Origin of the sequence: Commensalibacter sp. M0268, assembly GCF_016101925.1 — a bacterium.
Classification (GTDB): domain Bacteria; phylum Pseudomonadota; class Alphaproteobacteria; order Acetobacterales; family Acetobacteraceae; genus Commensalibacter; species Commensalibacter melissae.
The window spans coordinates 491776-516902 of the sequence record NZ_JACFPQ010000001.1 but is presented as its reverse complement, the minus strand read 5'-3'; the positions used below and the strand labels follow the sequence as shown (position 1 = coordinate 516902).

Below are 25127 nucleotides of genomic sequence, written 5' to 3'. Positions count from 1 at the left end.
GAATATGATTTCATCATTGCCTGTTAATAACATATTGAATCAGTCCAGTTTAGGATGTTGATCAATCAGTATCTGTCTACGTCGTTCCAAATCTGCGATTTTTTCATCAATTTCCTCAACTTTTTGCTCTATCGTATCAAAATGTTCTGATAAAATTTCTTTGGCCTCATTACGATCGGAAGCTGTTGGTGTTTCACCTCTTAAGGGTTTATTGGCCGTTTCAGGCATTCGTATTCCTGTCCACAGTCCTATTAATGAAATACCCATCAAATAAAATGCAGGCATATTTAAATTATGCGTTGCTTCAACCATCCATGCCACAATTGTTGGTGTCATGCCTGCGATTAAAATCGAAATATTAAAAGCAATCGCCAATGCGCTATAACGAATTTGAGTTGGAAAAATAGCTGGCAGGATTGAAGCCATTACACCAATAAAACAATTCAATAATATGGCAAGAATTAATAAACCAATAAATATAAAACCGACTGAATTGGTTTGAATCATCAAAAAGGCAGGATAAGATAATAAAAAAAGTCCAGTGCTACCCCCCAATATAAAAGGACGTCGTCCAATTTTATCACTTGTCATTCCAATTATAGGCTGAACAAATAACATACCAACCATTACGGCAATAATAATCAGTACGCCGTGATTCTCTGAATAATGCAAATTATGTGAAAGATAACTTGGCATATAAGTCAAAAGAACATAATACGTCACGTTGGTAACAATTACTATTCCAACACATATCATTAAACTTTTCCAATATTTACCGGCCACTTCCCGATATGATAACTTGGGTGAATTTCTGAGGTTTACCTTACTTTCAGCCTCCATATCCTCGACATGCTTTTGAAAGGCTGGTGTTTCCTCCAATTCATGACGCAAATATAATCCTATAGCTCCCAAAGGAAGGGCTAAAAAGAAAGGAATACGCCACCCCCATCTTTCAAACTGCACATCAGAAATCATGCTGGATATCAGAACAACAACACCAGCTCCAATTACAAACCCTGCGATGGATCCGAAATCAAGCCAACTTCCCATTAATCCACGTTTACGATCAGGGGAATATTCCGCGACAAAAATTGCGGCACCGGAATATTCTCCACCTACTGAAAACCCCTGTACAAGCTTTGCAATCAATAATAAGACCGGGGACATAATACCAATGGATTGATAACTTGGGATTAATCCAATACTACAAGTACCCAAGGACATTATGATTATAGTTATCGCCAGGATTTTTTGTCTTCCGTATCGATCCCCCAAAACACCACAAACTATTCCCCCCAATGGACGAACAAGAAAAGGAACAGAAAAAGTCCCCAATGAGGCAATCATTTGAACACTTGGTGAAGCATCAGGAAAAAAAACCTTACCCAATACAAAGGCCAAAAATCCATAAACCCCAAAATCGAACCATTCCATTGCATTTCCAAGTGCGGCTGCAGTTATGGCTTTTTTTAATTTGTCATCATCGATAATGGTGATGTCATTAATATTCATTGGTTTATATATTTTTTTTGCTGGCCTCATTAATATTTCCTTCAAAAGTATAATTTATCTTCATAAATCAATTTTTTTTATTTTTTAAATTTTTAATTTTTTTGATTTTAACAAGATTTAAATATTTTAAGGAAAATCTGTCCTTTCATAATCATATTGATCAACAAGCTTTCTTAATGGATCAAAAGCACTATCATTACAATCTTTTACAAATATCTTGCTTTCACTCTCATTGATGACTTCATAAAATATCTTGTTATTCCAATCCGCCTGACTGATCCCAAGCCACAATACCAAAGTGAAAGGATGAGGTTTTTCATGTTCAGGCTTGTTAATATAATAGTTTTTGTCCAGATCACGATTAAACTGAATTTCGACATCCCCGGTAGATGGTGGGTTCTGATGTAATGGTCCCCAACCTTTTAGATTGGATTTTATCCATTTCTTAACCGATTCAAGCTCTGAAGGTGTTAAACTACGTTTTTTGTGCAAGGGCCCAACAACAAGTTCTGCATTGACTATCGGTGGAAAAGTAACAGGTTGAATTTTATCCCTGACCGAAAGCCATATAATCATCACAATGGTAAGACAAACGATTAATACAAGGGTTAAAATTATATTTTGCTTTCTCATTCTTTTATTTTTTTACTTTTAAAACTGCTTGAATAACACGGTTAACCTGAGCATTCGAAAGTTCTGGATGAATAGGTAATGCCAAAATCCGTTTGGAAACTTCCTCTGATACTGACAAATATGTTCCATCATGATAGGAGTGATAGGCAGGTTGTAAATGCAATGGTAAGGGATAATAAATGGCCGAGGGAATATTTTCAGCCTTTAACGTATCTTGTACAAATTTGCGTTCTGCTTCATCACTTAATAGAATTGAATAAATTGCCCAGGCACTTTTACTATTTAATACCCGATCGGGTATTTTTACACAAGACAAAAGCGCGGCATCGTATAAAGTTGCAATTTCTTCTCTTCTTACAAGCTCCTCTTCAAGATAACCGAATTTGGCCAATAATATCGCTGCCTGTATCGTATCCAAACGTCCATTTATTCCCGTTCGCAAAACCTGATAACGTGTTTGTCCTTCGCCATGCGAACGCAACGAGCGATAAAGTTCAAACTTTTCTAAACTGTTTGTAAAAATTGCACCACCATCCCCATAGGCTCCAAAAGGTTTGGATGGAAAAAATGAGGTGATCGTGGCATCTGCCTGACTCCCCAGTTTCTTTCCATGATATTGACCACCAAAGGACTGAGCACAATCATCCAACAAAAATAAATTTTCATCTTTAGCAATCTGGCGTAATTCATTCCATGGCGCAGGCTGTCCAAAAAGATCTACCCCAATAATGGCTTTAGGTTTTAATTTATTTTCTTTTTTAACCTTATCAATTGCACTTTTGAGATTAATTGGATCAATTTGAAAAGTTTCAGGATTAATATCAACAAAAATGGGAGTTGCACCCAGCAATAATGGAACCTCAGCTGTTGCTGTATAGGTAAATGCAGGTAAAAATACAGCATCCCCTCTTCCAACATTTTCACCCATTAACGCAATCTGGATTGCATCTGTTCCAGATGAAACCCCTATACAATATGAAGCCCCGACATATTCCGCCAAACGATCTTCAAGTTCCTGAACTTCAGGTCCTAAAATAAACTTTCCATGTGAAAAAACCTTGTCTATACGATCTTTTAAAATCTTTCCTATACGTGCCTGTTGTTTGTTCAAATCTAAAAATAATATCGGATCATTCATATTCACCTCTAGTATAATTTTTTAAATTATCTTATTCGATTTTTTGATTTCGTTCATTTAATTCGACAAATGTTTAAATTCAGGCACTAATTTCTGCACATATGTTATTGCCTCAACGACATCATTATTATCACATGCATATCTAATCCGATCGATATATTCCGTAACCACCTTGATATCCATACCTTTGGGCGTTGCCATCAATAAACCGTCATGATCAGTTGGAACTGGGGCTTCACGACCATAAAATAATTCCTCAAATAATTTTTCACCAGGTTTTGCCCCGGTAAATTCTATGACTATGTCCTCATCCGGTTTTAATCCGGCAAGGCGAATCATCTGACGTGCCAAATCCAGAATTTTTATGGGTTTTCCCATATCAAGTACAAAAATGCCCCCTTGATGCAACATCTCATCCGTTTTGTCTCCATTCCCAAATCTTATTGTTGCTCTTACGCTAGCCTGTAAAACCAACCCTACCGCTTCTGGAATAGTCATAAAATAACGTTGCATATTTGGATCGGTAACCGTCAAAGGTCCTCCATGACTCAACTGACGCTTGAACAAGGGAACAACAGATCCTGTTGAGCCAAGAACATTTCCAAATCTTACCGTAATGAATCGCATTTTGCTCATACCCAACCATTCAAAACCCTGATTTTTCTTTTCAGGATCATGGTCACGAATGGTTTTATCGAGAGACTGACAATACATTTCTGCAATTCGTTTTGAAACGCCCATAAAGCTTGAGGGATTAACCGCTTTATCAGTTGATATCATGATAAATGCCTGTGTCCCGCATTTAACAGCAGCATCAGCCACAACACGCGTGCCAATAATATTTGTTAAAAATCCCTCGATTGGATTATTCTCGATTGTAAATACATGTTTCAATGCTGCAGCATGAAAGACCAAATCTGGTTTATATTTTTGAAAGAGGGAATCCACTCTTTTCTTTTCTCGTATATTGATTAAGATCGTTTCCCTTAAACCTGCAAAATTACTTTCCGATAATTCAATATTTATCTTCCATAGTGCATATTCGCTTTGATCAAGCAACAATAATAATTTAGGGGATAAATCAGCAACTTGCCGAACCAATTCTGATCCTATACTTCCTCCCGCACCTGTAATGGCCACGACTTTGCCCTTTATCATTTCAGCCATGCCAGCACGATCCAAGACAATCTGTGGCCTGTTCAATAATTCATCAAGAGCAATCGGTTTCAATTCTAAATTGGCGGCAGGTGATAAATGGGTAATTACTGGTGTTCTCTGAACATCAATATTCCATTTACCCGCAATTGCTAAAAAATCCCGCAATTGCTCCCCTCTTAATTCTTGACCAATAATCACGAATAAAGAAGGTAATTTTTTTTGTGCATCAAGCTGTGTCAGTATGACAGAAAAATCATCCAAACTTCCTAAAATGGGAATATTATGAATACGATGCCCTTTTCTATTCTGACGAAAAGAGATCAGTCCCATAACCGATAATACGTTTGAATGATCAAGCCGTATAGCCCGCATAAACAGATCAATATCTGCATCATTTCCAACAATGATAATTTTTCTTTTTTTATTGAAATAATTTCTAAATGCTTCTGAAGATAAAATCCGGTAACCTATTCTACCACCGCCCATTAATAGCAAAAGAACCATTGCATAAATAAACGGAAATGTCACGGAAGGTAATGGATATCCGGTTACATACAATAAACAGGTGAATAATATCGCACTGCCTACAGATGCAGCGGCTATATTTAACAAATCCGCTATCCCGGAAAAACGCCAATATTGTTGTGGAATATGAAATGGTATTCCACTAACCAGCAAGGTCAATACACCACCCGTTAAAAACCATAATGGATGGATAAACCCGCCCTGTGGATCAGAAAGCCAACGTGCCAATGGAGCGGCAATGGCCGCCAACAGTCCATCCATAAAAATATTGATAGCAATACGATTAAAAATCTTTTTTTGTTGGCTAGAAATAGTTACACTAGGCTGTTGCAAAATCACTTTTCCATTTAAATAATGTAGAATAACTTTATTTAATTACATTACATTTAAAAAACAATGAACTCTGTAAACTATAAATATTTGTTACTTATCTGGCTTATCTCCAATACACTATTATCCGCAACAATTGTGAAATATGTTGCCTCAGTTGGTATTATGGATAATCCAAACCAACGGAGTTCTCATACTTTTCCAATACCAAAAGGCGGTGGGATAGGTATCATTTCCGCCTTTTTAACTGCCAATATAAGTTTTATTTACTTATTTAACCAGCATTATTCTTTATCAATCATAGGTTTATTATCAACCATTACATTCATATCATTATTTTCGTGGCTGGACGATATCAAACAATGGTCAGCCTTATCCAAACTGGCAATTCAATTTATTGCATCCATAAGTGTTTGTATTTTTGTCTTTCCAGCCTCTTTCTTAGAAAACCATTTATATTTGCTTCCTTTTTTTATAATCTGGCTTGTTTATATAACTAATGCTTATAATTTTATGGATGGTTTAAACGGATTGGCTGCTGGAGTTGCCGCAATCTGCTGCCTGTTTATTTATTTTTATAGCACAAATATGGAAAATAAAATTTTTGCATTATCCCTATTGACTGGATTGCTTGGTTTTCTTCCTTTTAATTTTCCAAAAGCTGAAATTTTTATGGGAGATGTCGGAAGTCAAGCTTGCGGTTTGATATTGGCCTCTTTTGCCATTATCCCCTTAGGCACAGCGATCAACCCAAACTTTGTCACCTTAATTTCTCAAAATATAATAATATTTTTTCTTTTGTTTGGTTTCATTTTTGATGTGACCTTTACATTAATACGTAGAATAATTAACAAGGAACCTTTTTTACAAGCACATCGCAGCCATTTATATCAAATGGCACATCGCAGTCATATTTCTCCGTTTTTAATCACGTTTATAGAATGTTTATTTTGCATTTGGGGTGGTTTTTTATTCTATATATTCCCCCTTACTTCATTGCAAAACATTGAACTCGCGTGCTCGCTACTGATTTTGCCTCAACTTATCTGGACTTTATTCATTCTTTACAAAACACAGTCTTTAAATATAAAAAAATGGTAACTGTATGATATCCAGTTACCATTTCCAAAAATTCAAACAACTATTTTTTCATTTTATCTAGTTGTTCACCATTTAATTCATCTGCAGTCATATGACTTTTATTTGCAGATTTCTTAATGTTTTTTTCTTTCTGCTTGTCAGCCTCAGCTGCTTTTTGCAAATGTTTATCAACAAATTTAATTTCAAAACCTGCAGGTGCACCGGCCAATCTTCCGCCAACAGTGTTTGTATCCATTTTAATGATAACATTCTTTGCATTTTTTAGATTTCCAGCCCCTACACCAACACCAGCTGTGGCTTCACCCGTAGCAGCAGCATATTTTCCAGCAAAATCATATATATTTTTCAACTGATAAACACGTCCTGTTGCTTGAGATTTTGAAAAACCTAATGCAACAACATCACCACCCTTTATCTTGAACTTGTAAACATGTCCCCTATAATGAAGAACACCATCTCCCCAAGTATAACCAACGCCTAAATCTGCTGAATGAAAGGTCATAGTCACCGTACCTACGGATTTTTCAGAAGATGCAGCAGCTTGGTGAACACGTTTATGATGATTGGCCGCAAATATTGGATTAATCAAAAAAGACGATCCAATCAGAGTAGCGGCAAAGAGTAAGTTATTATTTTTCATTATGATTTCCCCAAATAGTTTCTGTACTATAATAACACTTACCTGGAAATAAATAAATATATTAAACTACATTCTCATTTGGGTATTAAATAAAAAAGCAGTTATTAAATTAATAACTGCTCTTACAACATATATAGTAATTGTTATATAACTATTATTATTGCTTCACAGCTTCGCTCATAATAGATTGAATATTCTGCAAATATTCATATCCTTCTTCTGTACGCTGCACTAATACAGAACGACGATCCATAGGGTCTGTTTTTCTACCTAGCAAATTGAGTTCTTCCAATCGATCCAGAGCTCTTGTGATAGCCGGTTTTGAAACTCTTAGAGCCGCTGCCAGTCCACGAACAGTCTGAACTGTTTCATTCAAATAACAAATCAAGAAAACAGCCAATTGACGTGCTGACAAGTCAGGTTTATCCTGACGTACCATTGTCGTGATTGTATTCTGGAGAATAACAATCTGTTGTTCAAAAGGGATTTTTTTAGAAGTCATTTTATAACCTTTGAATAATTACTTACATATAACGTTGTGTCAGTTAAACAAATGAGTATTATGACTTAAAATATCAACCTTCTCTACAAAAAATTATAACAAATTAATTACAATTAATTTGACACACCAAAAAAACATAGGAAAAGCAATAAAATTTCTCATTGAAAAATTAGTTTATTAAGATTTAAGCTTTATTCATCTCCTTTTTATTTTGATAATAAAATTATTTTACTCTTTTTTTTTGATTTTGTAACTATATAATAACAAAAAGTAATAAAAATAAACCAAGCGCTTCCGATATATAATGCCATACGCGTGTTAAACTGTATCATTAGCGTCAATAACGTGAAAAAAATAAAAATTATGCAAAGAATACAGGAGATATATCCACCAGGTAATTTGAAGAAAGAGCTCATGTGTTTATGAAAATGTTTTTTTCTATACTGGATATAGGACAGTAATATTAGCAACCAAGTAAATAATGAAATAATTGTCGCAACGGAAGCCACCAAAGTAAAAATTTCAATAATACTTTTATTATTAAAAAGTAATAAGATAACTGAAGTTAATAAACATAAGCAAGAAAATCTCAGACCATTTATCGGTATAGAATGTTTGGATAATTTCCCAAAAAAAGCAGGCGCTTTATTAAGTCTTGCCAAACCATATAACATACGGCTACTGGAAAATACCCCGCTGTTTGTGGATGATGCCGCTGACGTAATCACAACAATATAGACTATTGCAGCAGCTGCAGGGAGACCAGCAAACAAAAACAACATGATAAATGGACTTTTGGATGGATTGATACTTTGCCAAGGAATAACCGCCATAATAACCATTACAGAAAATACATAAAACATCAAAATTCTTAAAGGGATATTATTAATAGCCTTGGGTAAATTTTTTTCCGGATCTTTAGATTCAGCCGCAACGGTACCAATCAGTTCAACTCCAATAAAGGCAAAAGTGGCACTTTGAAATCCAGCCAAAAACCCCTCAAATCCATTAGGAAACAAATTACCATGATTCCATATGTTTTTTACAGAGGTCACATCTCCTGATGGAGAACGAAAACCCGTAACGATAAAAAAGATACCAACAAGAATTAAAACAATAATGGCTAGAATTTTGATAATGGCAAAACTAAATTCCATTTCACCAAATATTCGAACAGTCAAGCGATTTAAAATATAAAATATTGCGATACAGCATAAAGCCGGTATCCAAGAATACAAATTGGGATAAAATATTTGCGTATATCCTGAAATGGCAATTAAATCTGCAATACCAATGACAATCCAGCACAACCAGTAAGACCAACCCAAAACAAAGCCGCAACAAGGTCCAAGCAATTCTGTAACAAAATCTACAAATGATCTGTATCGTAAATCAGATAAAAGAATTTCGCCCAAGGCACGCATTACAAGGAATACAATAATACCAATAATACAGTAAATAAAAATAATAGAGGGACCAGCAAGTGAAATCGTATTAGCCGCTCCCATAAAAAGACCAGTGCCTATACACCCTCCAATTGCAATTAACTGCATATGTCGGTTACTCAAATTTCTTTTTAGTTCTGTATCTATACCCTGACCCATAAAAAACCTTTGTTACATTGATTTTTCAAACATGTTTGAAAATGATTAATTTTTTGCAAGCAATAAATTAATTATTTAATTATTAATTAAAATAAAATCTCAAAACAATTGTAATTTATAATTATCATTGAATGATTATCTAATTAATTTATCTATTATCCTGTACGCTTATCAAAAACAGCTGATATAAATTACCTATAATGACACAAATCAAAGCAATACTTGGACCAACAAATACTGGCAAGACCTATACAGCCCTTGAACGCTTGCTTGCTTATCCTTCCGGAATCATTGGATTTCCCCTAAGGCTTCTTGCCAAGGAAAACTATGACCGAATGGTTAAAATCAAAGGGAAAAAAAATGTCGGGCTTATAACAGGTGAGGAAAAAATTGTCCCACCCCAGGCAAAATGGTTTTCCTGCACTGTTGAGGCAATGCCCGTTCATATACCCGTTGATATTGTCATCATTGATGAAGTTCAGCTTTGTTCAGATCCAGATCGTGGACACATTTTTACCCACAGGCTTCTTCATTGCCGCGGAACATATGAAACAATTTTTCTCGGGGCTGATACAATCATCCCTATTTTGAAAAAACTTGTTCCATCTATCGAAATACAAACACGGCCAAGACTTTCATCATTAATATATAATGGATTTACCAAATTAACAAAATTACCACCACGTTGTGCAATTGTTGCCTTTTCAGCCCATGAAGTTTATGCCATTGCAGAATTGGTCAAGCGTCAAAAAGGTGGATGTGCTATTATCATGGGACGACTTTCTCCCCGTACCCGTAATGCACAAATGGAACTTTATCAAAATAAAGAGGTTGACTATTTGATTGCCACTGATGCAATTGGCATGGGTTTGAATATGGATGTCAATCATATCGCTTTTGTGAATTTATCAAAATATGATGGACGACAGATGCGTAATCTCTATCCAAGTGAAATTGCTCAAATTGCAGGTAGGGCTGGGAGAGGCTCAAGGGATGGAACATTTGGCATAACCGCGAATTGTCCAATAATTTCTGATAAAATTGTCAATGCCGTAGAAAATCATGCTTTCGATCCCATAAAACAAATTTATTGGCGTAATCATGATCTCGATTTTCAAAATCCCCTGACACTTTTTTCCACCTTAACCACACCCTCACAGTTTCCACAGCTTATAACTGGTCAATATTCCTCTGATCTTAAAAACCTATCTTATCTTATCCAAGACCATGAAGTACGTTCAATATGTACGTCACAATTTAAAACTGAATTGTTATGGGAATGTTGTCAAATACCCGACTTTAAAAAAATTGGCAGTGAATATCATGCGCGGATATGTAAACAAATTTTCCTTTTTTTGATCAAACAAGGCCATATACCTGAAAATTGGATTGATCAGCAAATTCAACAGCTAAATCATTTGCAGGGGGACATCGATACCTTAATGCAGAGACTTGCCAGTATTCGTATCTATTCATTTTTAACAACAAAAAATAATTGGGTAGAATCATCATCTTATTGGCACGCCCAAACAAAAGAGATAGAAGAAAAACTTTCCGACGCGCTACATGACAGTTTGGTATCAAAGTTCGTTAATCAAAGGGTCACAAACCTTATCCATCATTTATCTCACTCTAAACAAATAAATGCCTTTACCTCTATAACAAATGAAGGGAATATTTCAATTGATGGCGAGTTTATTGGTAAAATTCGGGGATTTTGTTTTCAACTTCCAGATTCAATCCAAAAAGAGGAACGCTCTTTTATTTTAAAAAAAATTAATAAATCGATTGAAAAATTTATCCCTCAACAAGTTAATCGATTAATTCACGATAATGATAAAGAATTTACGATAGATCATGATAAAAAAATTATATCATGGCAAAAATCACCAATCGCTCAATTAAAAAAAGGCAAGGATTTTTTTCATCCAGATATCTGCCTTTTAAATAAGGATTTAATTCAACAAGTTTTTCAAAATTTAATCTTGAGAAGATTGATAGAATTTTTAGAAAATTATAACCGAAGATTATTTCCAAATTTTTTTAATGCCTTGGATAATGATAATAACACATCAGAACTACGTGGAATTCTGCATCAACTTTATGAAAATGGTGGCATTTTATGGACTGAACAATATTTCAGTTTGTCAAAAGACACAATTAAACATTTGAAACATTACAAGATTCATTATGGAAATCACGCAATTTATATCGAAAACCTTTTTAAAGAAAAACAATATTATTTACGACATACACTCCTCACACTCAATGAACAGATTGCTAATCCTGTTTTACTTTCACCTAAACAAGTTGCTTATTCAACTTCTACGAAAATGAACAAAAATCTTGTTGCCAAGATGGGATGGCTTGTTGCCAATAAACAGATCATCAGATTGGATATTGCAGAAAAATTGACGTTCAAGCTTAAGAAAGCGTCAAAAAAACATCCTGTTTGTTTTCATAAAAAATGGATAGCACCTGTTCCATATTATAATGATAATATTATTCCACTACTTAAATCGCTAAAATTGCAACCCAAAAAACCAGAAAAATTATCATATGAAAAATTTGGTCCTCCAGCACCCTTATTAATTAAAAAAATTAAAATAAAAAAACAGCGCAAAATTAAACATATGACACATCTTACCCAAGATAATCCATTTAACATTCTTAAAAACCTACTTTTGAATCGTACATGAACTATCAAACTGAGCTAACCTGCCAACGTATTGATGTCTGGCTTTGGCATGCTAGAATATATAAATCCCGATCGATCAGTCATTTCTCGATTAAAAACGAAATTATAAAAATAAATTCAAAATCAGTTATCAAACCTGCAACTTTAATAAAAAAAGACGATATCATTACCATTCCCTGGAATAACAGTAGCAGGGTAATACAGGTCTTGGGTTTTTCAATCCGAAGAGTTTCAGCAAAATTATGTCACTCTTTATACAAAGAAATTCTTGAAAAATAGATTTTGATGTAATAAAGAAAATGAATAATTTTCTTGTTAGTCATCAAGACGATACCTAACTTATATAAGTAAGCTATTTTATATAATTAAGAAAAACAATTATTTAGGGAAAAACCCTTATTTAACTAGTATGAATCGGAGAAAACAATGGCCTATGTGGTCACAGAAAACTGTATCCGCTGCAAATATATGGATTGTGTAGAAGTATGTCCCGTCGACTGCTTCTATGCGGGTGAAAATTTTCTAGTTATAAGCCCAGAAGAATGTATCGATTGTGGAGTATGTGAACCTGAATGCCCTGCAGAAGCTATATTCCCTGACAGTGATGATCGTTCTACCGACTGGATTGAGATCAATGCTGAACTGTCCAAATCATGGCCAAACATTACAAGAAAAGAAAATACACCTTCGGATGCTGATGAATGGAACGGAAAGCCTGATAAAAAGGATATGCTTTCCCGGGAACCGCATAAGAGCTAATGTATATCAGTCTTTAATCAATAAAAAACCCTTTATCATTTGATAAAGGGTTTTTTTATAACTTGATTTCATTTTGCCCCATAATGATTTACAGGACAAAACGTAAATATAATTATCGAGACATCATGTTATAACTTGCATTATGCATTACGAATAACGTTCCAAATACAATAACGATTGCTACGAAAAGCGAAAATGCATAACTTACCAAATCAACACGTTTTTCTGGAGACACACTGACATGCAAGAAGAATACTGACTGAACAATAATTTGTAATGCTGCCAATACCCCAAGCGTAGTTGCAGTAGCCATCGTTGAAAACATATGTTCCATAACGATATAAAAAGCAATTACCGTAAGGATGATCGATAATACATACCCGACTATATAGGATGCTACAGAGCCGTGTCCTGCCTCTTCTGAGGCTGTAGTGTGATTTTCTGTCATTATGCCATACTCAACAGGTAAACGAAACTAAATACGCAAATCCAAACAATATCCAAGAAATGCCAAAATAAACTCATACAAGCCAATCTTGGCATCATTGTTTTGTTTAGACCCTTTGTTACCAATTGAATCATCAGAACCGTCATCCAAATCAGACCCAAAGTAACATGTAAGCCATGCGTTCCAACAAGTGTAAAGAATGCCGACCAATAAGCGCTGACGGTTGGTGAGGCACCATGTTGAACAAAAGCGATAAACTCTTGAACTTCCAAAACAAGGAACCCTAAACCAAGAATGGCTGAGACCACCATCCATAAAAGTGTTCCATTGTTACTGTTACGACGCGCCTGAATCATCGCGAAACCGAAGGTAAGTGAACTTGTCAACAGCAAGGCAGTTTCAATAGCCACTCGTCCCAGTTCAAACATTTCTTTACTGGTTGGACCACCAGCAAACTGATTTCTTAAAACTGCATAACTGGTAAATAAACACCCAAAGACAATGCAGTCCGACATCAAATACATCCAAAAGCCAAAGAATGAATGATTTTCATGCTCATGTTCGTGTTCATGAACATTTTGTGAAGTATTTGACATCGTTGTACTCATATTCTCAGCCATTATTCAGCCACCTGTGTCATAAGTTTACGAGAATGTTCTTTTTCAATACGTTCAACTTCTGAAGCAGGAATGACATATTCTTTATCATCTTTAAAGCTATAGCCAATAGCTAATACAAAATTAAGAATTACGGTAACAATCACAAGCCACCAGATATGCCAAACTGCCGCAAATCCCAGAACCAATGCAAACATGCCATGCCAAAAACCTGCAGACGTGTTTTTGGGCATAAGAATATCCTTATAGGTTTCAGACGTACGACGTGTATCAATTCCATGCTCTTTATTATATGCATAAGCATCACGTGATTGAACAACTGGAATATGAGCAAAGTTATAAACAGGAGCTGGAGAAGAAGTTGACCATTCAAGACTACGACCATCCCATGGATCACCCGTTACATCAATATTTTCAGGTTTTTTCGCGTTAATAATACCAAGGAAAATCTGTAATAATTGGCAAACAACACCACAAAGGATACAAAATACACCAACACAGGCAATCTGTAACCAGAAATGCCAATTGGGATTGTCATAATGATTCAAACGACGAACCATTCCATCAAATCCGGTAATGTATAATGGAACAAATGAAAGGAAAAATCCAAAGAACCAGAAAAAGAATGCGGCCTTACCAAGTTTCTGACTCATCTTGAAACCGGTTACTTTTGGAGCCCAAAAATTCATTCCCGCGACATAACCAAAATAAACACCACCAATAATAGTATTATGGAAGTGAGCAATCAAGAATTCACTATTATGCAAAACGAAGTCACTGGCTGGAATTGCCAGCATAACCCCGGTCATACCACCAATAACGAAAACAATCATAAATCCGATTGTCCAATACATTGGTGCAGTAAATTCGATACGTCCTCTAAACATGGTAAAGAGCCAGTTAAAGACCTTAACTCCTGTTGGGATGGCAATGATCATCGTCATGATACCAAAAAAGGTATTAACATTTGCTCCGGCACCCATTGTAAAGAAGTGATGAACCCAAACCAGCAAGGACAAGGTCGTAATCGCCAAACTTGCATAAACCATTGTTGCATAACCGAATAATGGTTTTTTGCAAAATACAGGAACAACTTCCGAGAAAACACCAAAGGCAGGAATTACAAGAATGTAAACTTCAGGATGTCCCCATGCCCAGATCAGATTCAAATACAACATTACATTTCCACCACCATCATTGGTAAAGAAATGCATTCCACAATAACGATCCAGTGCCAATTCAGCCACAGCTACTGTCAAGGCAGGGAATGTCGTAAAAATCATGATACAAGATGCAATAACAGTCCATGTGAAAACAGGAACACGCATCCATGTCATTCCCGGGGCACGCATTTTGACAACTGTAGTCATAAAGTTAACAGCAGTCAAAAGCGTTCCAACACCGGAAATCTGAACAGCCCAGATATAATAGTCTACCCCTACGCCAGGACTGAACTGCAATTCAGAAACAGGTGGATAGGCCAACCAACCAGCAGTCGAGAAATCACCAATAAACAAAGAGATGTTAACTAGTATAGCACCAGCAGTCGTTAACCAAAAACTTAATGAGTTGATAAATGGAAAAGCGACGTCACGGGCACCAATCTGCAAAGGAACGATAAGGTTAAATAGACCCTGCATAAATGCCATGGCCATGAAGAAAATCATGATTGTACCATGAGCAGTGAAAATTTGGTCATAATGCGATGGAGGCAGGTAACCAGGACTATTATAAGCCATGGCCTGTTGCAGACGCATCATGATAGCATCCGCAAATCCACGGAATAACATAACAAGTGCAAGCACGATGTACATTATACCGATACGCTTGTGATCAACCGAGAAAAGCCAGTTTCTGAACAATACACCCCATTTACCATAGTATGTGATCGCTCCTAAAACAGCCAATCCAACAATAACTACCCCAATAAATGTCCCTACCAATATAGGTACATGATATGGAATAGCCGAAAGACTTAATTTACCTAACATTTATCTATTCCTCTGCGTGCTTCATTTCACCAGATTGACTTGAGCTCATATGAATCATTTGCCCAGTAGCTTTATCCATAACCATACCATTGTTATATTTTGCTATGATTGTATCGAATAAAACCGGTTCCACATGAGCATAGTATTCAACTGGATTTTTAATACTATCTTCATGCAGTTTAGCATATGTTTCATTGTTCAAGTCTTGAGAAGACGCACGAACTTTTTCAATCCAGTCCTGAAATCCCTTTTCATCTTTAACCAATGTACGGAATTTCATATCTGAATATCCAGCACCACTGTAATTATTGGATTCCCCAAAATAATCACCTTCTGTAGAAGCCAATAAATGCAATTGAGTTTGCATACCGGCCATTACATAGACTTGTGACCCAAGCTGCGGAATCCAAAAAGAGTTCATTGTCGCATCGGATGTTAATCGGAAGGAAACTGGTGTATTAACAGGTACCACCAATTGATTAACTGTGGCTATACCATATTCAGGATAAATAAATAACCATTTCCAGTTTAACGCAACAACCTGAACATCAATTGGCTTGACTTGTGGATTATCAGCAGGTGCAGCGATTGGTTTATAAGGATCCAATTCATGAGATGAAACAAATGTTTTATATGCAAGAAAAGCAATCAAACACATTGGAATTCCCCACATACATATTTCAATCGGAAGTGAGAAATCCCATTTTGGTGAATATGTCGCACTGGTATTTGATGCACGATAACGTCTTGCAATAATTAAGGTTGCAATAATAACGGGAATAACAACGCAAAGCATTGCCCCTACCGTCATCATAATCAATTCTTTCTCACTTTGTCCTATCGGTCCTTTTGGATCAAATAAAACCAAGTTACATCCACCCAACATAAGAGTAGATGTTAAACCCACTACCGATAATGTAATTTTCGGTAATAATTTTTTCATTCTATGCCTCGTTGATTCTGACATCGCTCAACTCATCAGCGTGTTTATTTTATAAAACTTCTTTTTAATTGAGAAATCATATAAAAAAACAGTTTTATATTATTAAATTTTTTACATAAAATTCATTCTTCATAAAAAGACCACAATTTTTTCTAAATTTAGACATATAATCATGATCTTAGTATAATGTTATTTTATATCTAATTGTTTACTATAAATAACATCCCATTACAACTCACTTTATAAGCAAGCACTTATTTAAATATTGATTATGGATTATACCTATAGTCAAAAAAAATAGTGCTGAAAAAATCAGCACTATTTTCAACATTCATAAAACTGTCATTTTAAGCCTAGTTGTCGTTTTGACGAACACCCATGAATTGCAGCATAAACTGAAACAGGTTAATAAAATTCAAATACATACTTAAGGCATCATAAACGCTGGCTTTAAGCACGATATCAGACCCTTCATATTGATAGAGATTTTGATATGAAAGCTTAATACGTTGAGTATCCGTAGCGGCAAGACCTGTAAAAATGATCACTCCAACTATATTAATGATTAATCCTAGTTGTCCGCTTTTGAAAAAAATATTCGCAACCATGGCTAAAACAAGACCAAACAGGCCCATTCCTAAAAAAGAACCAATACCTGTCAAATCTTTGTGAGTTGAGTATCCCCACAAAGACATTCCTGCAAACATACCTGCTGTGACTACAAACGTCCTTACGATGGATTCACCTGTATATACATAAAAGATATTTGCCATACTAACGCCCATGACACCACAAAATACCCAGAAAAGCGTTTGTGCAGCTTGCGTTGAAAGACGATTGACCCCAAAGGACATTACCAATACAAATGCCAATGGTGAAAAAATAGCGATATAACCCAATAATGTTGGAGTGATTCCAATGGTTCTGTACCCCATCACTACCGGATGATAAAATATATCACCTAAAGATGTGTTAACAACCAAATATGAAACTAATGCAGTTAGCAACAACCCTGATGCCATCCAATTATAGATACGAAGCATATAATTTCTAAGACCTGCATCATATGCGACTTTGGCATTGACATTGGTCATATTGTTATAAGAATCAGGACGAAATACCATTTACTTTACTCATTAAAATTTTCATAGACTTATATAATATATTTCATTTACAGCCCAAATATCAAGCATTGAAAAAAAATATGTTATATTCATAATTAATACGCAAAGAGTTGAATTATAAAAACAGAATTGATCATATGCGCTTATTTATAGGTATTGATTTCCCAGATTATGTAACTCGCCATTTAAGTCAATTAAGAGGTAGTTTGACCTATGTAAGATGGTATGACCCTGGGACCTACCACCTCACACTAAATTTTATAGGTGAAATTAATGACTATGATCTGTTGAATGATCTTGATTTGACACTTGAAAAAATATCGCCTCCTTCATTCAATTTGACAATTGATAAGGTTAATCTATTTCAAACAGCATCCAATACCCAAATATTATGGGCGGGGATCCAGCCTTCTGAGAGTCTGGTTCATTTACGTAAAAAAGTGGAACAAATCTTAAGACAATTAGATATCAAAACTCAAAAACAAAAATTTGTTCCCCATATTACACTGGGGAAAGGTTCTTACCTTCCTCAAGAACATATCAAACAATGGTTGAATCATTATAACCTGTTAAAAATTCCCGATATTGAAATAACCCACTTCTCATTGTTCAGCTCGTATCCTGGTAAGGAGCAGCCCAATTACATAATTGAGAAAAATTATCCATTATCTTTTCAAACTTAAGATTTTTTGAATTTACCAATCAGATTAATCATAAAACTAGCATACTGGACTTCACAACAAACAAAATGATCCGTTTTATCCAGTTTCAAACTCGCCAATCCAAAATCGTGATAAATGGTCAGGTATTTTTTTCCCGCACCCCAAAAACCAATAGACCGATTTTCCTGTAACGCCAAATCCCTAAGACGCCAGATAGTATTGACAATTTCACGTTCATTACCCACGGGATCTCCTATTCCGACTAAAAAATTATCCTTACGAATAAAAGGTATAGCCGTTCCCTCCTTTGAGCAGATCAAGATACCATTCGGTTTAATATCATCCAGTAATTTATTGTCTGTATCAGACATAACCCGATATAATTCTTTAGTTTCCCCTGACCAGGGCCATGAAACTATTTTTGCTGGAAGCATAAGCTTAAACAATATTAAAATTCCGCTTATTCCCACCACTGCAATAATTATTTTTGTTGCGATTGAAATATTGCCAGAGAAAAAAACCTGAACAACTCCATATTGGGCAATTGATTGCGGGATTAACCAGTTTATTATCAATACAGTGGTTAAAAATAAAATAACCTCTACAATAATTTTGCTGGAAAACGGTGCATCCGTTAAACTGGCTGATCGATAGTAACACTTTCTAAACGGAGCAATAAAAAACGCAACCAAAGTCAGTATGGCCGGAATAATGAGATAAGTTCCCATAATCAACGTAATTACTGCTGATGCAACTAAAATACAAAGACTTAATCCCCATGCGAGTGTAATTCTACGGACTAATGACACCGTAAGAGTTAATAGGATAAGACCTAAAAACGATAAAATATAATCGCCTGTAAGTTCAATAAATAATGAAAAAGTTCCTGCATCGTGAAGAATCAATCCTGAATCAAACAAAGGCACAGCCAGATCAATCAAAGCGCAAATAAAAACTGCCGCTGCTGCAATGGCTACAGAAAAAGCCGCATCACTCTCCCGCAGATTTTCATCAATGAATAGAGATGGATTGAATCGTAACAGATTCTTTTTTCTGGGCTTATCAAATATGGATTTGCTTCTAATTAAAATTTCATGCACTGCAAACATACTGCCTGCAATAAACAATGGTATTAAATAATACAAAAACCGGAAAACAAATATAACACACATAATATTGGCCATTGGCATATAATTTTTTAAAGCCAATATCATGCTGCCCTCAAACACCCCTGCACCTCCAGGTACACTTGATATTAACCCGGCAATATAAGAAGCGATATAAATCGCCATAAAAGACATAAAATCAAGTGCAGGATAACCGGTCATGATTGAATGAGACGGCACGACACAATAAGGGATTGCAGCCGTTATTATAACTTCAGCAGTTGCGACAACAATTTGTGAAATAGCCATGGATGGCCGAGGAAACGATAAAGTATATTTCCAGATTTTTAACGTGTTGCATCGGAATGAAAGAAAAATATAACCAAAGACCCCTAACCACGCGACAATTCCGATAAAAATAAATATCCAGTCTGGCAATGCCTGCCCAATGATTGGTAATGAATTCGATTTAAATATTAATAACGCGCCTACTAGCACCGCAACACCTATAAAATAGGTAATGGAACAAAAGGCGATAACCTGAAGGATTTCTAAAGGCTTAAGCCCCCAACTCCCATATAACCGGAAACGAACCATTGCTCCAGAAACTGCCGACAAACCAATATTATGTGAAAGCACATAGGAACAAAAAGATGCAAAGGCAGTTTTCAAAAAAGACAAGCGGTATCCAATTTGTCTAACAGCCATTTTATCATAAAACGACAGGACAAAAAATGACAATAAGGTGCACACACCAGCCATTAACAAGGAAAAAGTGGGAATTTGTTCAAAAGATAGCTTAATCTCTTTCAGGCTGAGATGTTTGAATTCCTTTTGCACAACATAAATTGCAGCCATGAATAACAAAACACCAAGAATACGAGAACAATATTTTAAATGAATCTTCCAACCCGTGTTTTTATAATGTTTCCCATCATTCTGGGTGTTATTGAGTTTTTCGAAATCCGATGGCTGCATGAATCTTCTATGTTATAATTGATAAAGCAAAATCTTTCGATCTTCTTATATTTATCTTTTTATCGCCTTGTTAATCAACTCTATTGTTTCTTTTATTCCATATACGGCGATAAACATTCCAAAACGTGGCCCATCTTTTTGTCCGAGTAACACTTCATAAAGACAACCAAACCAATCCCTTAACGGTTCAAATTCGTATTTTTTACCGATTGCAAACACCAAATTTTGTAAAATATCTGGTTTATGCTCTTCCGCTGGTAATTTCTTCAATTCAACAGATAACTCAATCAAAGCCCTTGCCTCTCGTTCATCCGGTGTACGATAAACCTTATTGGGACGAATGAAATCAGCATAATATGCCAGGGCATTCTCTACTAGCTGAGCCAACATGGGGTTATTGTCTGGCGATACAGATTCATCATATCGTTTAAGAAATCCCCATAATATTTCGGCTCTTTCCGCATTCGCAACACTGGCAAGATTTAATAACATTGCGAATGAAATCGGACTTCCCACTTTTTTTGGTAAAACACCTCCATGTATGAACCAGGCAGGATTAGCATATTTCTTTTCTTTTTCAGCGGATACGACAGTGTCATCTTCCTGCTCTGATTTCTGCCAATTTTCAACATGTTTAAGATATTCATCTGTAGTCTTGGGTATAACATCAAAAAATAATCTTTTCGCCCGTCTAGGTGCATTAAACATATATTGCGCAAGACTTTCAGAGGGACCATATCGCAACCATTCTTCAATCGACAGTCCATTTCCTTTCGATTTTGAGATTTTTTGCCCCTGATCATCAAGAAATAATTCATAGGTTAGATTGGCTGGTGGAGTGCCACCAAGAATTTTACAAATCTTGCTTGAAAGTCGAACACTGTCAATCAGATCCTTTCCTGACATTTCATAATCTACCCCCAGGGCATACCAGCGCATTGCCCAATCAGCTTTCCATTGTAATTTTGCATGTCCACCTGTAACAGGGGTTTCAAAAAGCTTGCCATTCCCATCACGCCATTGAATAGTTCCAGATACCGGATCAATTTTTTCCATGGGAACTTGCATAACAATTCCCGTTTCAGGATGGACAGGTAACACAGGGGAATAGGTGGCCCGTCTTTCTTCTCTCAGTGTCGGTGCAATTACAGCAACTATCTTGTCGTGAACTTCCAATATTCTTTTCAAAGCGGAATCGAATTTTCCTGATTGATAATATTCTGTTGAGGAGGCAAATTCATATTCAAATCCAAAATGATCAAGAAAGGAACAAAGTTGGGCATTATTATGTGCACCAAAAGATTCATGTGTTCCAAATGGATCAGGTATACTTGACAAAGGTTTTCCTAAATGTTCTTTTAACATTTCCTGATTAGGTACATTTTCTGGAACTTTACGTAAACCATCCATATCATCTGAAAATGCAAGAATGACAGCTTTTTTGCCTGTCAGGGCCTGATATGCCTGGCTGACCCAAGAAGTGCGAGCCACTTCGCCAAATGTTCCGATATGCGGTAAACCAGAAGGACCATATCCTGTTTCAAGCAAGGCGGGTTTATCCGATTTATCTTTTTTATTCCGAACATGTTCAGCCAATTTTACGGCTTCCTCGAAAGGCCATATTTTGGGTATTGAAGTAAAAGAAGAAAAATCGTTTATTGTCATTATTTTACAGCCACTATAAAAATGCCTGCCCTCTGATTAAATATGGATTTAAAAAACTATTATCTGTTAGATTAACAGGATAAAAATCAATATATTATCATATACGTATGAATTGTTAGAAAATAAATGGTTTTAAAAGATTATTCCGCATTAATTATTCATGATAATCAATTTTCATTATTTAATACGGATGGAGAAATTCTTAATTTACCATTACAGACATTGATTGCTGAACTTGAACAAACAACTGAATTGCTGATCATACACAAATCTTATACCTACCGTAAACTAAAATCCCCAAAAACCATTCATACTGACCGGTGGCTTGATTTGCTTGAACTTGCCGCATTTGTATTTCCCGTTCAATCCTTTGGCTATACAGTCACAAATTTTGCCAATGCATTAAAAATCCCCATGCCTTTAAATCCTGAAGCTGATTTTTTAATAATTATCTGCGATTATCTTATCCTAAAATTCAAGGAAGAATATAATCATGGCAACAAAGACCTGATTGCCGCTCGCCTAGCGGCCCTCTATCATGCACAATGGTTATGGGCTCCAATATTATTATCTGCACTTGATATTTCTCTACCGTTACCAGCGCAACAAATGCAAGCTTCCGACGCACTCAGAATATGGCAACGATTACCAAAATGGCAAGAACTTTCCCCACGTCCCCAACCCAGTCAATTTCCTGTCAAACGCCAGGAAACCTTTAATCGTTTGGCCGAAATTCTGGGACCTGGCGCTGAAGATCGAGCTGGACAAATTGATTTTACAGATGTTGCCCGTTATGCATTTGAACCTTGTGAGGAACAGGGAAAACCCAATATTGTATTAGCCGAGGCAGGAACAGGTACAGGAAAGACCTCGGCCTATATTGCTCCAGCAAGTTTATGGGCTGAACACAATAAAGGAACAGTTTGGATAAATACCTACACGCGCCATTTACAAAGGCAAATCGAACATGAATTCGATCATCTTTATCCAGATCCTGCCACCCGCACGAAAAAAATTGTTGTCCGAAAAGGTAGAGAGAATTATTTATGTTTATTAAATTTAGATGAATATATTACGCTTCATTTTAATAAAAATGATGGTAACGGTAATAATATCGCCATTATTTTATTATGCAACTGGGCTGAACAAAGCAATGATGGTGATCTTTTTGGAGGTGACCTGCCCAACTGGTTCCATGATCTTTTTGACAACAGAATATTATCTATTCTTGCTGAAAGACGGGGTGAATGCATTCATGCAAGTTGCCCACATTACCAGACTTGTTTTGTTGAACATTCCATTCGCAGAGCCCAAAATGCAGAAATTGTTATTGCAAACCACGCCCTGGTCATTAACCACTTTGCCTGGTCTTTAGATAATGCCTCTCCTGAATGGGAAAGTAATCTACCGTCCCGCTTGATTTTTGACGAGGCCCATCATATATCGGATGCAGCCGATTCAGCTTTTTCAACCGCTTTCTCGGCTACTGAAACCAGCGAATTGAGACGATGGCTATTAGGAAATGAAGGAAACAATACACGTTCAAAAGGATTGAAAAAGCGTATTCATGACGTAATTATTGGCAATAAAGCGCTTGAAAAGGATTTGGAAGAAATTATTGATTCCGCCTTTATTTTACCCCCCTTAAATTGGTCAAGTCATCTTGCATCATTTCATGACAATAAGGATGAAAACCCAACCAATATATCTGAGCGTTTCTTTTACCTCATATATCAGCAAATTCAAGCCCGCTCTTCCCGTAACAAAATTATCAATCAGTCCTACGCGGAAACAAGACAATATGAATGCGATCTCTATCCGCTATTACCGGAATTAGTTGCACTTGTACCAAATTTAATTCAATCCTTTCAAAAATTGCTAAACTGTCTTTTAAAATTTACACGCAATATAGAAACCAAATTAAATAATGAAAAAGACTCTCTGGACAAAATGTCCCTTGAGAGACTTGAGACAACTCACGCAACATTAACCCGGAAAGCGGTTACTCCCTTAACTCTATGGTTGGATCTTTTGACTTCACTGAATAAACCAGAACATTCCAACAGCCAACCTAAAACTCATGTTTCATTTCTGAAATCTGAACATAAGAATAAAAATATAACAAACGTAGGTTTATTTCATCATTGGCTTGACCCAACCATTCCATTGATGAAAATGCTGGCACCCTCAATACAAGGTATGCTTTTCACCTCTGCAACCTTACGCGATGAAAGTAACAATGACACAGAAGCATCCTGGCAAGCAGCCGAACAAAGAGTTGGGACAGAACATCTTCCCGTTCAACCTCTTAGAGCTGCATTAAGTTGTCCCTTCAATTATGACAAGCAAGCCCGCGTTTTTGTAGTTAATGACATTAATATTCATTCCATCAATGAAGTGGCCCATGCCTACCTGCATTTATTCAAGGCTTCCAAAGGTGGCGCATTGGGATTGTTTACAGCAATTCATCGGTTACGTACAATTTATCACCAGATTAATGAATCTTTAGAAAAAGATAATATTTCTCTTTTTGCACAACATATCGATCCATTGAGTAATAATAGTCTGGTTGAATTGTTTAAAAGTGATATGCGCTCCTGTCTATTGGGTACTGATGCCATGCGGGATGGAATCAATATTCCAGGTAATTCTTTACGCCTTGTTGTATTTGAAAGAATACCCTGGCCTCGCCCTGATATTCTTTATCGAGAAAGAAAAAAGTATTTTTATAAGGACAAACCCAATCTTTATGATGAGCAAATTGTTCGCTTGCGCTTAAGACAGGCTTTTGGCAGATTGATACGTACTCAATCAGACAAGGGAATTTTTATTATTTTGGACCGTCGTACACCAACTCGTGTATTGTCCGCTTTCCCAAAAAATGTTCCGATACGAAGACTAAGCCTACAAGAGGTAATCAATCAGACGACCCTTTTTTATGAAAAATAAATCATCATAAACAACAAAACCAGCTCTTTATCAAAAGAGCTGGC

20 protein-coding genes are annotated in these 25127 nt (G+C 36.0%); 6 read left to right on the top strand and 14 right to left on the bottom strand.

Features of this window, described 5'->3' with window-relative positions; genetic code table 11:
• Positions 1–39: 39 nt before the first annotated feature.
• The 4 genes from proP to H3R28_RS02270 form a co-directional block, all read right to left on the bottom strand.
• Positions 40–1542, bottom strand: coding sequence for a glycine betaine/L-proline transporter ProP (proP, locus tag H3R28_RS02285; RefSeq protein WP_122123726.1), 1503 nt, complete (start codon positions 1540–1542; stop codon positions 40–42).
• Positions 1543–1638: 96 nt separating this feature from the next.
• Entirely contained in the window at positions 1639–2145 is a 507-nt protein-coding gene (locus H3R28_RS02280) for a hypothetical protein (protein WP_198209023.1), read from the bottom strand.
• Positions 2146–2149: 4 nt separating this feature from the next.
• Positions 2150–3283 (bottom strand): DegT/DnrJ/EryC1/StrS aminotransferase family protein, encoded by a 1134-nt coding sequence (locus H3R28_RS02275; protein ID WP_198209025.1) that lies wholly within the window; start codon positions 3281–3283, stop codon positions 2150–2152.
• 57 nt (positions 3284–3340) lie between these two features.
• A complete protein-coding gene (locus H3R28_RS02270; RefSeq protein WP_232351175.1) occupies positions 3341–5299 on the bottom strand; it encodes a nucleoside-diphosphate sugar epimerase/dehydratase in 1959 nt (652 codons plus the stop codon).
• A 135-nt stretch (positions 5300–5434) separates the two neighbouring features.
• Here H3R28_RS02270 and H3R28_RS02265 point away from each other — a divergent pair, with 135 nt between their 5' ends.
• Positions 5435–6397, top strand: a complete 963-nt coding sequence (locus H3R28_RS02265; RefSeq protein WP_198210972.1) for a UDP-phosphate alpha N-acetylglucosaminyltransferase — start codon at positions 5435–5437, stop codon at positions 6395–6397.
• Between the two features lie 40 nt (positions 6398–6437).
• Here the strand turns inward: H3R28_RS02265 and H3R28_RS02260 are convergent, their stop codons facing one another.
• The 3 genes from H3R28_RS02260 to H3R28_RS02250 all read right to left on the bottom strand — a co-directional run bounded on the left by H3R28_RS02260 (position 6438) and on the right by H3R28_RS02250 (position 9143).
• The gene (locus tag H3R28_RS02260; protein WP_198209029.1) at positions 6438–7037 is read right to left on the bottom strand and encodes a hypothetical protein; all 600 of its coding nucleotides are present in this window, start codon (positions 7035–7037) and stop codon (positions 6438–6440) included.
• A gap of 157 nt (positions 7038–7194) precedes the next feature.
• Positions 7195–7539 carry a MarR family transcriptional regulator gene (locus H3R28_RS02255; RefSeq protein ID WP_110438182.1) on the bottom strand — a complete coding sequence of 115 codons (345 nt, stop codon included), beginning with the start codon at positions 7537–7539 and terminating at the stop codon, positions 7195–7197.
• A 206-nt stretch (positions 7540–7745) separates the two neighbouring features.
• Positions 7746–9143, bottom strand: a complete 1398-nt coding sequence (locus H3R28_RS02250; protein WP_198209030.1) for an amino acid permease — start codon at positions 9141–9143, stop codon at positions 7746–7748.
• Between the two features lie 200 nt (positions 9144–9343).
• On the opposite strand from H3R28_RS02250, the gene H3R28_RS02245 reads away from it, so the two are divergent.
• The 3 genes from H3R28_RS02245 to fdxA all read left to right on the top strand — a co-directional run bounded on the left by H3R28_RS02245 (position 9344) and on the right by fdxA (position 12600).
• Positions 9344–11842: a helicase-related protein gene (locus H3R28_RS02245; protein ID WP_198209032.1), complete on the top strand. Its 2499-nt coding sequence runs from the start codon at positions 9344–9346 to the stop codon at positions 11840–11842.
• Positions 11839–12120 carry an RNA-binding S4 domain-containing protein gene (locus H3R28_RS02240; RefSeq protein WP_198209035.1) on the top strand — a complete coding sequence of 94 codons (282 nt, stop codon included), beginning with the start codon at positions 11839–11841 and terminating at the stop codon, positions 12118–12120. Before H3R28_RS02245 ends, H3R28_RS02240 begins: the two co-directional genes overlap by 4 nt.
• A gap of 147 nt (positions 12121–12267) precedes the next feature.
• Complete coding sequence (fdxA, locus tag H3R28_RS02235) at positions 12268–12600, top strand: ferredoxin FdxA (RefSeq protein WP_110438186.1); 333 nt, start codon at positions 12268–12270, stop codon at positions 12598–12600.
• Between the two features lie 112 nt (positions 12601–12712).
• Here the strand turns inward: fdxA and cyoD are convergent, their stop codons facing one another.
• From cyoD to H3R28_RS02210, 5 genes are all read right to left on the bottom strand, one after another.
• Positions 12713–13048 (bottom strand): cytochrome o ubiquinol oxidase subunit IV, encoded by a 336-nt coding sequence (gene cyoD, locus H3R28_RS02230; protein WP_110438187.1) that lies wholly within the window; start codon positions 13046–13048, stop codon positions 12713–12715.
• A complete protein-coding gene (gene cyoC / locus H3R28_RS02225; RefSeq protein ID WP_196424137.1) occupies positions 13048–13668 on the bottom strand; it encodes a cytochrome o ubiquinol oxidase subunit III in 621 nt (206 codons plus the stop codon). Before cyoC ends, cyoD begins: the two co-directional genes overlap by 1 nt.
• A complete protein-coding gene (cyoB, locus tag H3R28_RS02220) occupies positions 13668–15656 on the bottom strand; it encodes a cytochrome o ubiquinol oxidase subunit I (RefSeq protein WP_155566946.1) in 1989 nt (662 codons plus the stop codon). The genes cyoC and cyoB overlap by 1 nt, the downstream gene beginning before the upstream one ends.
• Before the next feature lie 4 nt (positions 15657–15660).
• Positions 15661–16623: a ubiquinol oxidase subunit II gene (gene cyoA, locus H3R28_RS02215; protein WP_370533598.1), complete on the bottom strand. Its 963-nt coding sequence runs from the start codon at positions 16621–16623 to the stop codon at positions 15661–15663.
• A 329-nt stretch (positions 16624–16952) separates the two neighbouring features.
• Complete coding sequence (locus H3R28_RS02210; RefSeq protein WP_122123732.1) at positions 16953–17723, bottom strand: Bax inhibitor-1/YccA family protein; 771 nt, start codon at positions 17721–17723, stop codon at positions 16953–16955.
• Between the two features lie 137 nt (positions 17724–17860).
• On the opposite strand from H3R28_RS02210, the gene thpR reads away from it, so the two are divergent.
• Complete coding sequence (gene thpR, locus H3R28_RS02205; protein WP_198209037.1) at positions 17861–18406, top strand: RNA 2',3'-cyclic phosphodiesterase; 546 nt, start codon at positions 17861–17863, stop codon at positions 18404–18406.
• On the opposite strand, the gene H3R28_RS02200 is transcribed toward thpR, so the two are convergent.
• Together H3R28_RS02200 and H3R28_RS02195 are read right to left on the bottom strand one after the other, a co-directional pair.
• Positions 18403–20469: a lysylphosphatidylglycerol synthase domain-containing protein gene (locus tag H3R28_RS02200; protein WP_198209039.1), complete on the bottom strand. Its 2067-nt coding sequence runs from the start codon at positions 20467–20469 to the stop codon at positions 18403–18405. The two genes, thpR and H3R28_RS02200, sit on opposite strands and share 4 nt — an antisense overlap.
• A gap of 51 nt (positions 20470–20520) precedes the next feature.
• The gene (locus tag H3R28_RS02195) at positions 20521–22134 is read right to left on the bottom strand and encodes a lysine--tRNA ligase (RefSeq protein WP_198209041.1); all 1614 of its coding nucleotides are present in this window, start codon (positions 22132–22134) and stop codon (positions 20521–20523) included.
• Positions 22135–22260: 126 nt separating this feature from the next.
• Here H3R28_RS02195 and H3R28_RS02190 point away from each other — a divergent pair, with 126 nt between their 5' ends.
• On the top strand, positions 22261–25083 hold the full coding sequence (locus H3R28_RS02190; protein ID WP_198209043.1) for an ATP-dependent DNA helicase: 2823 nt from the start codon (positions 22261–22263) through the stop codon (positions 25081–25083).
• Positions 25084–25127: the final 44 nt, after the last annotated feature.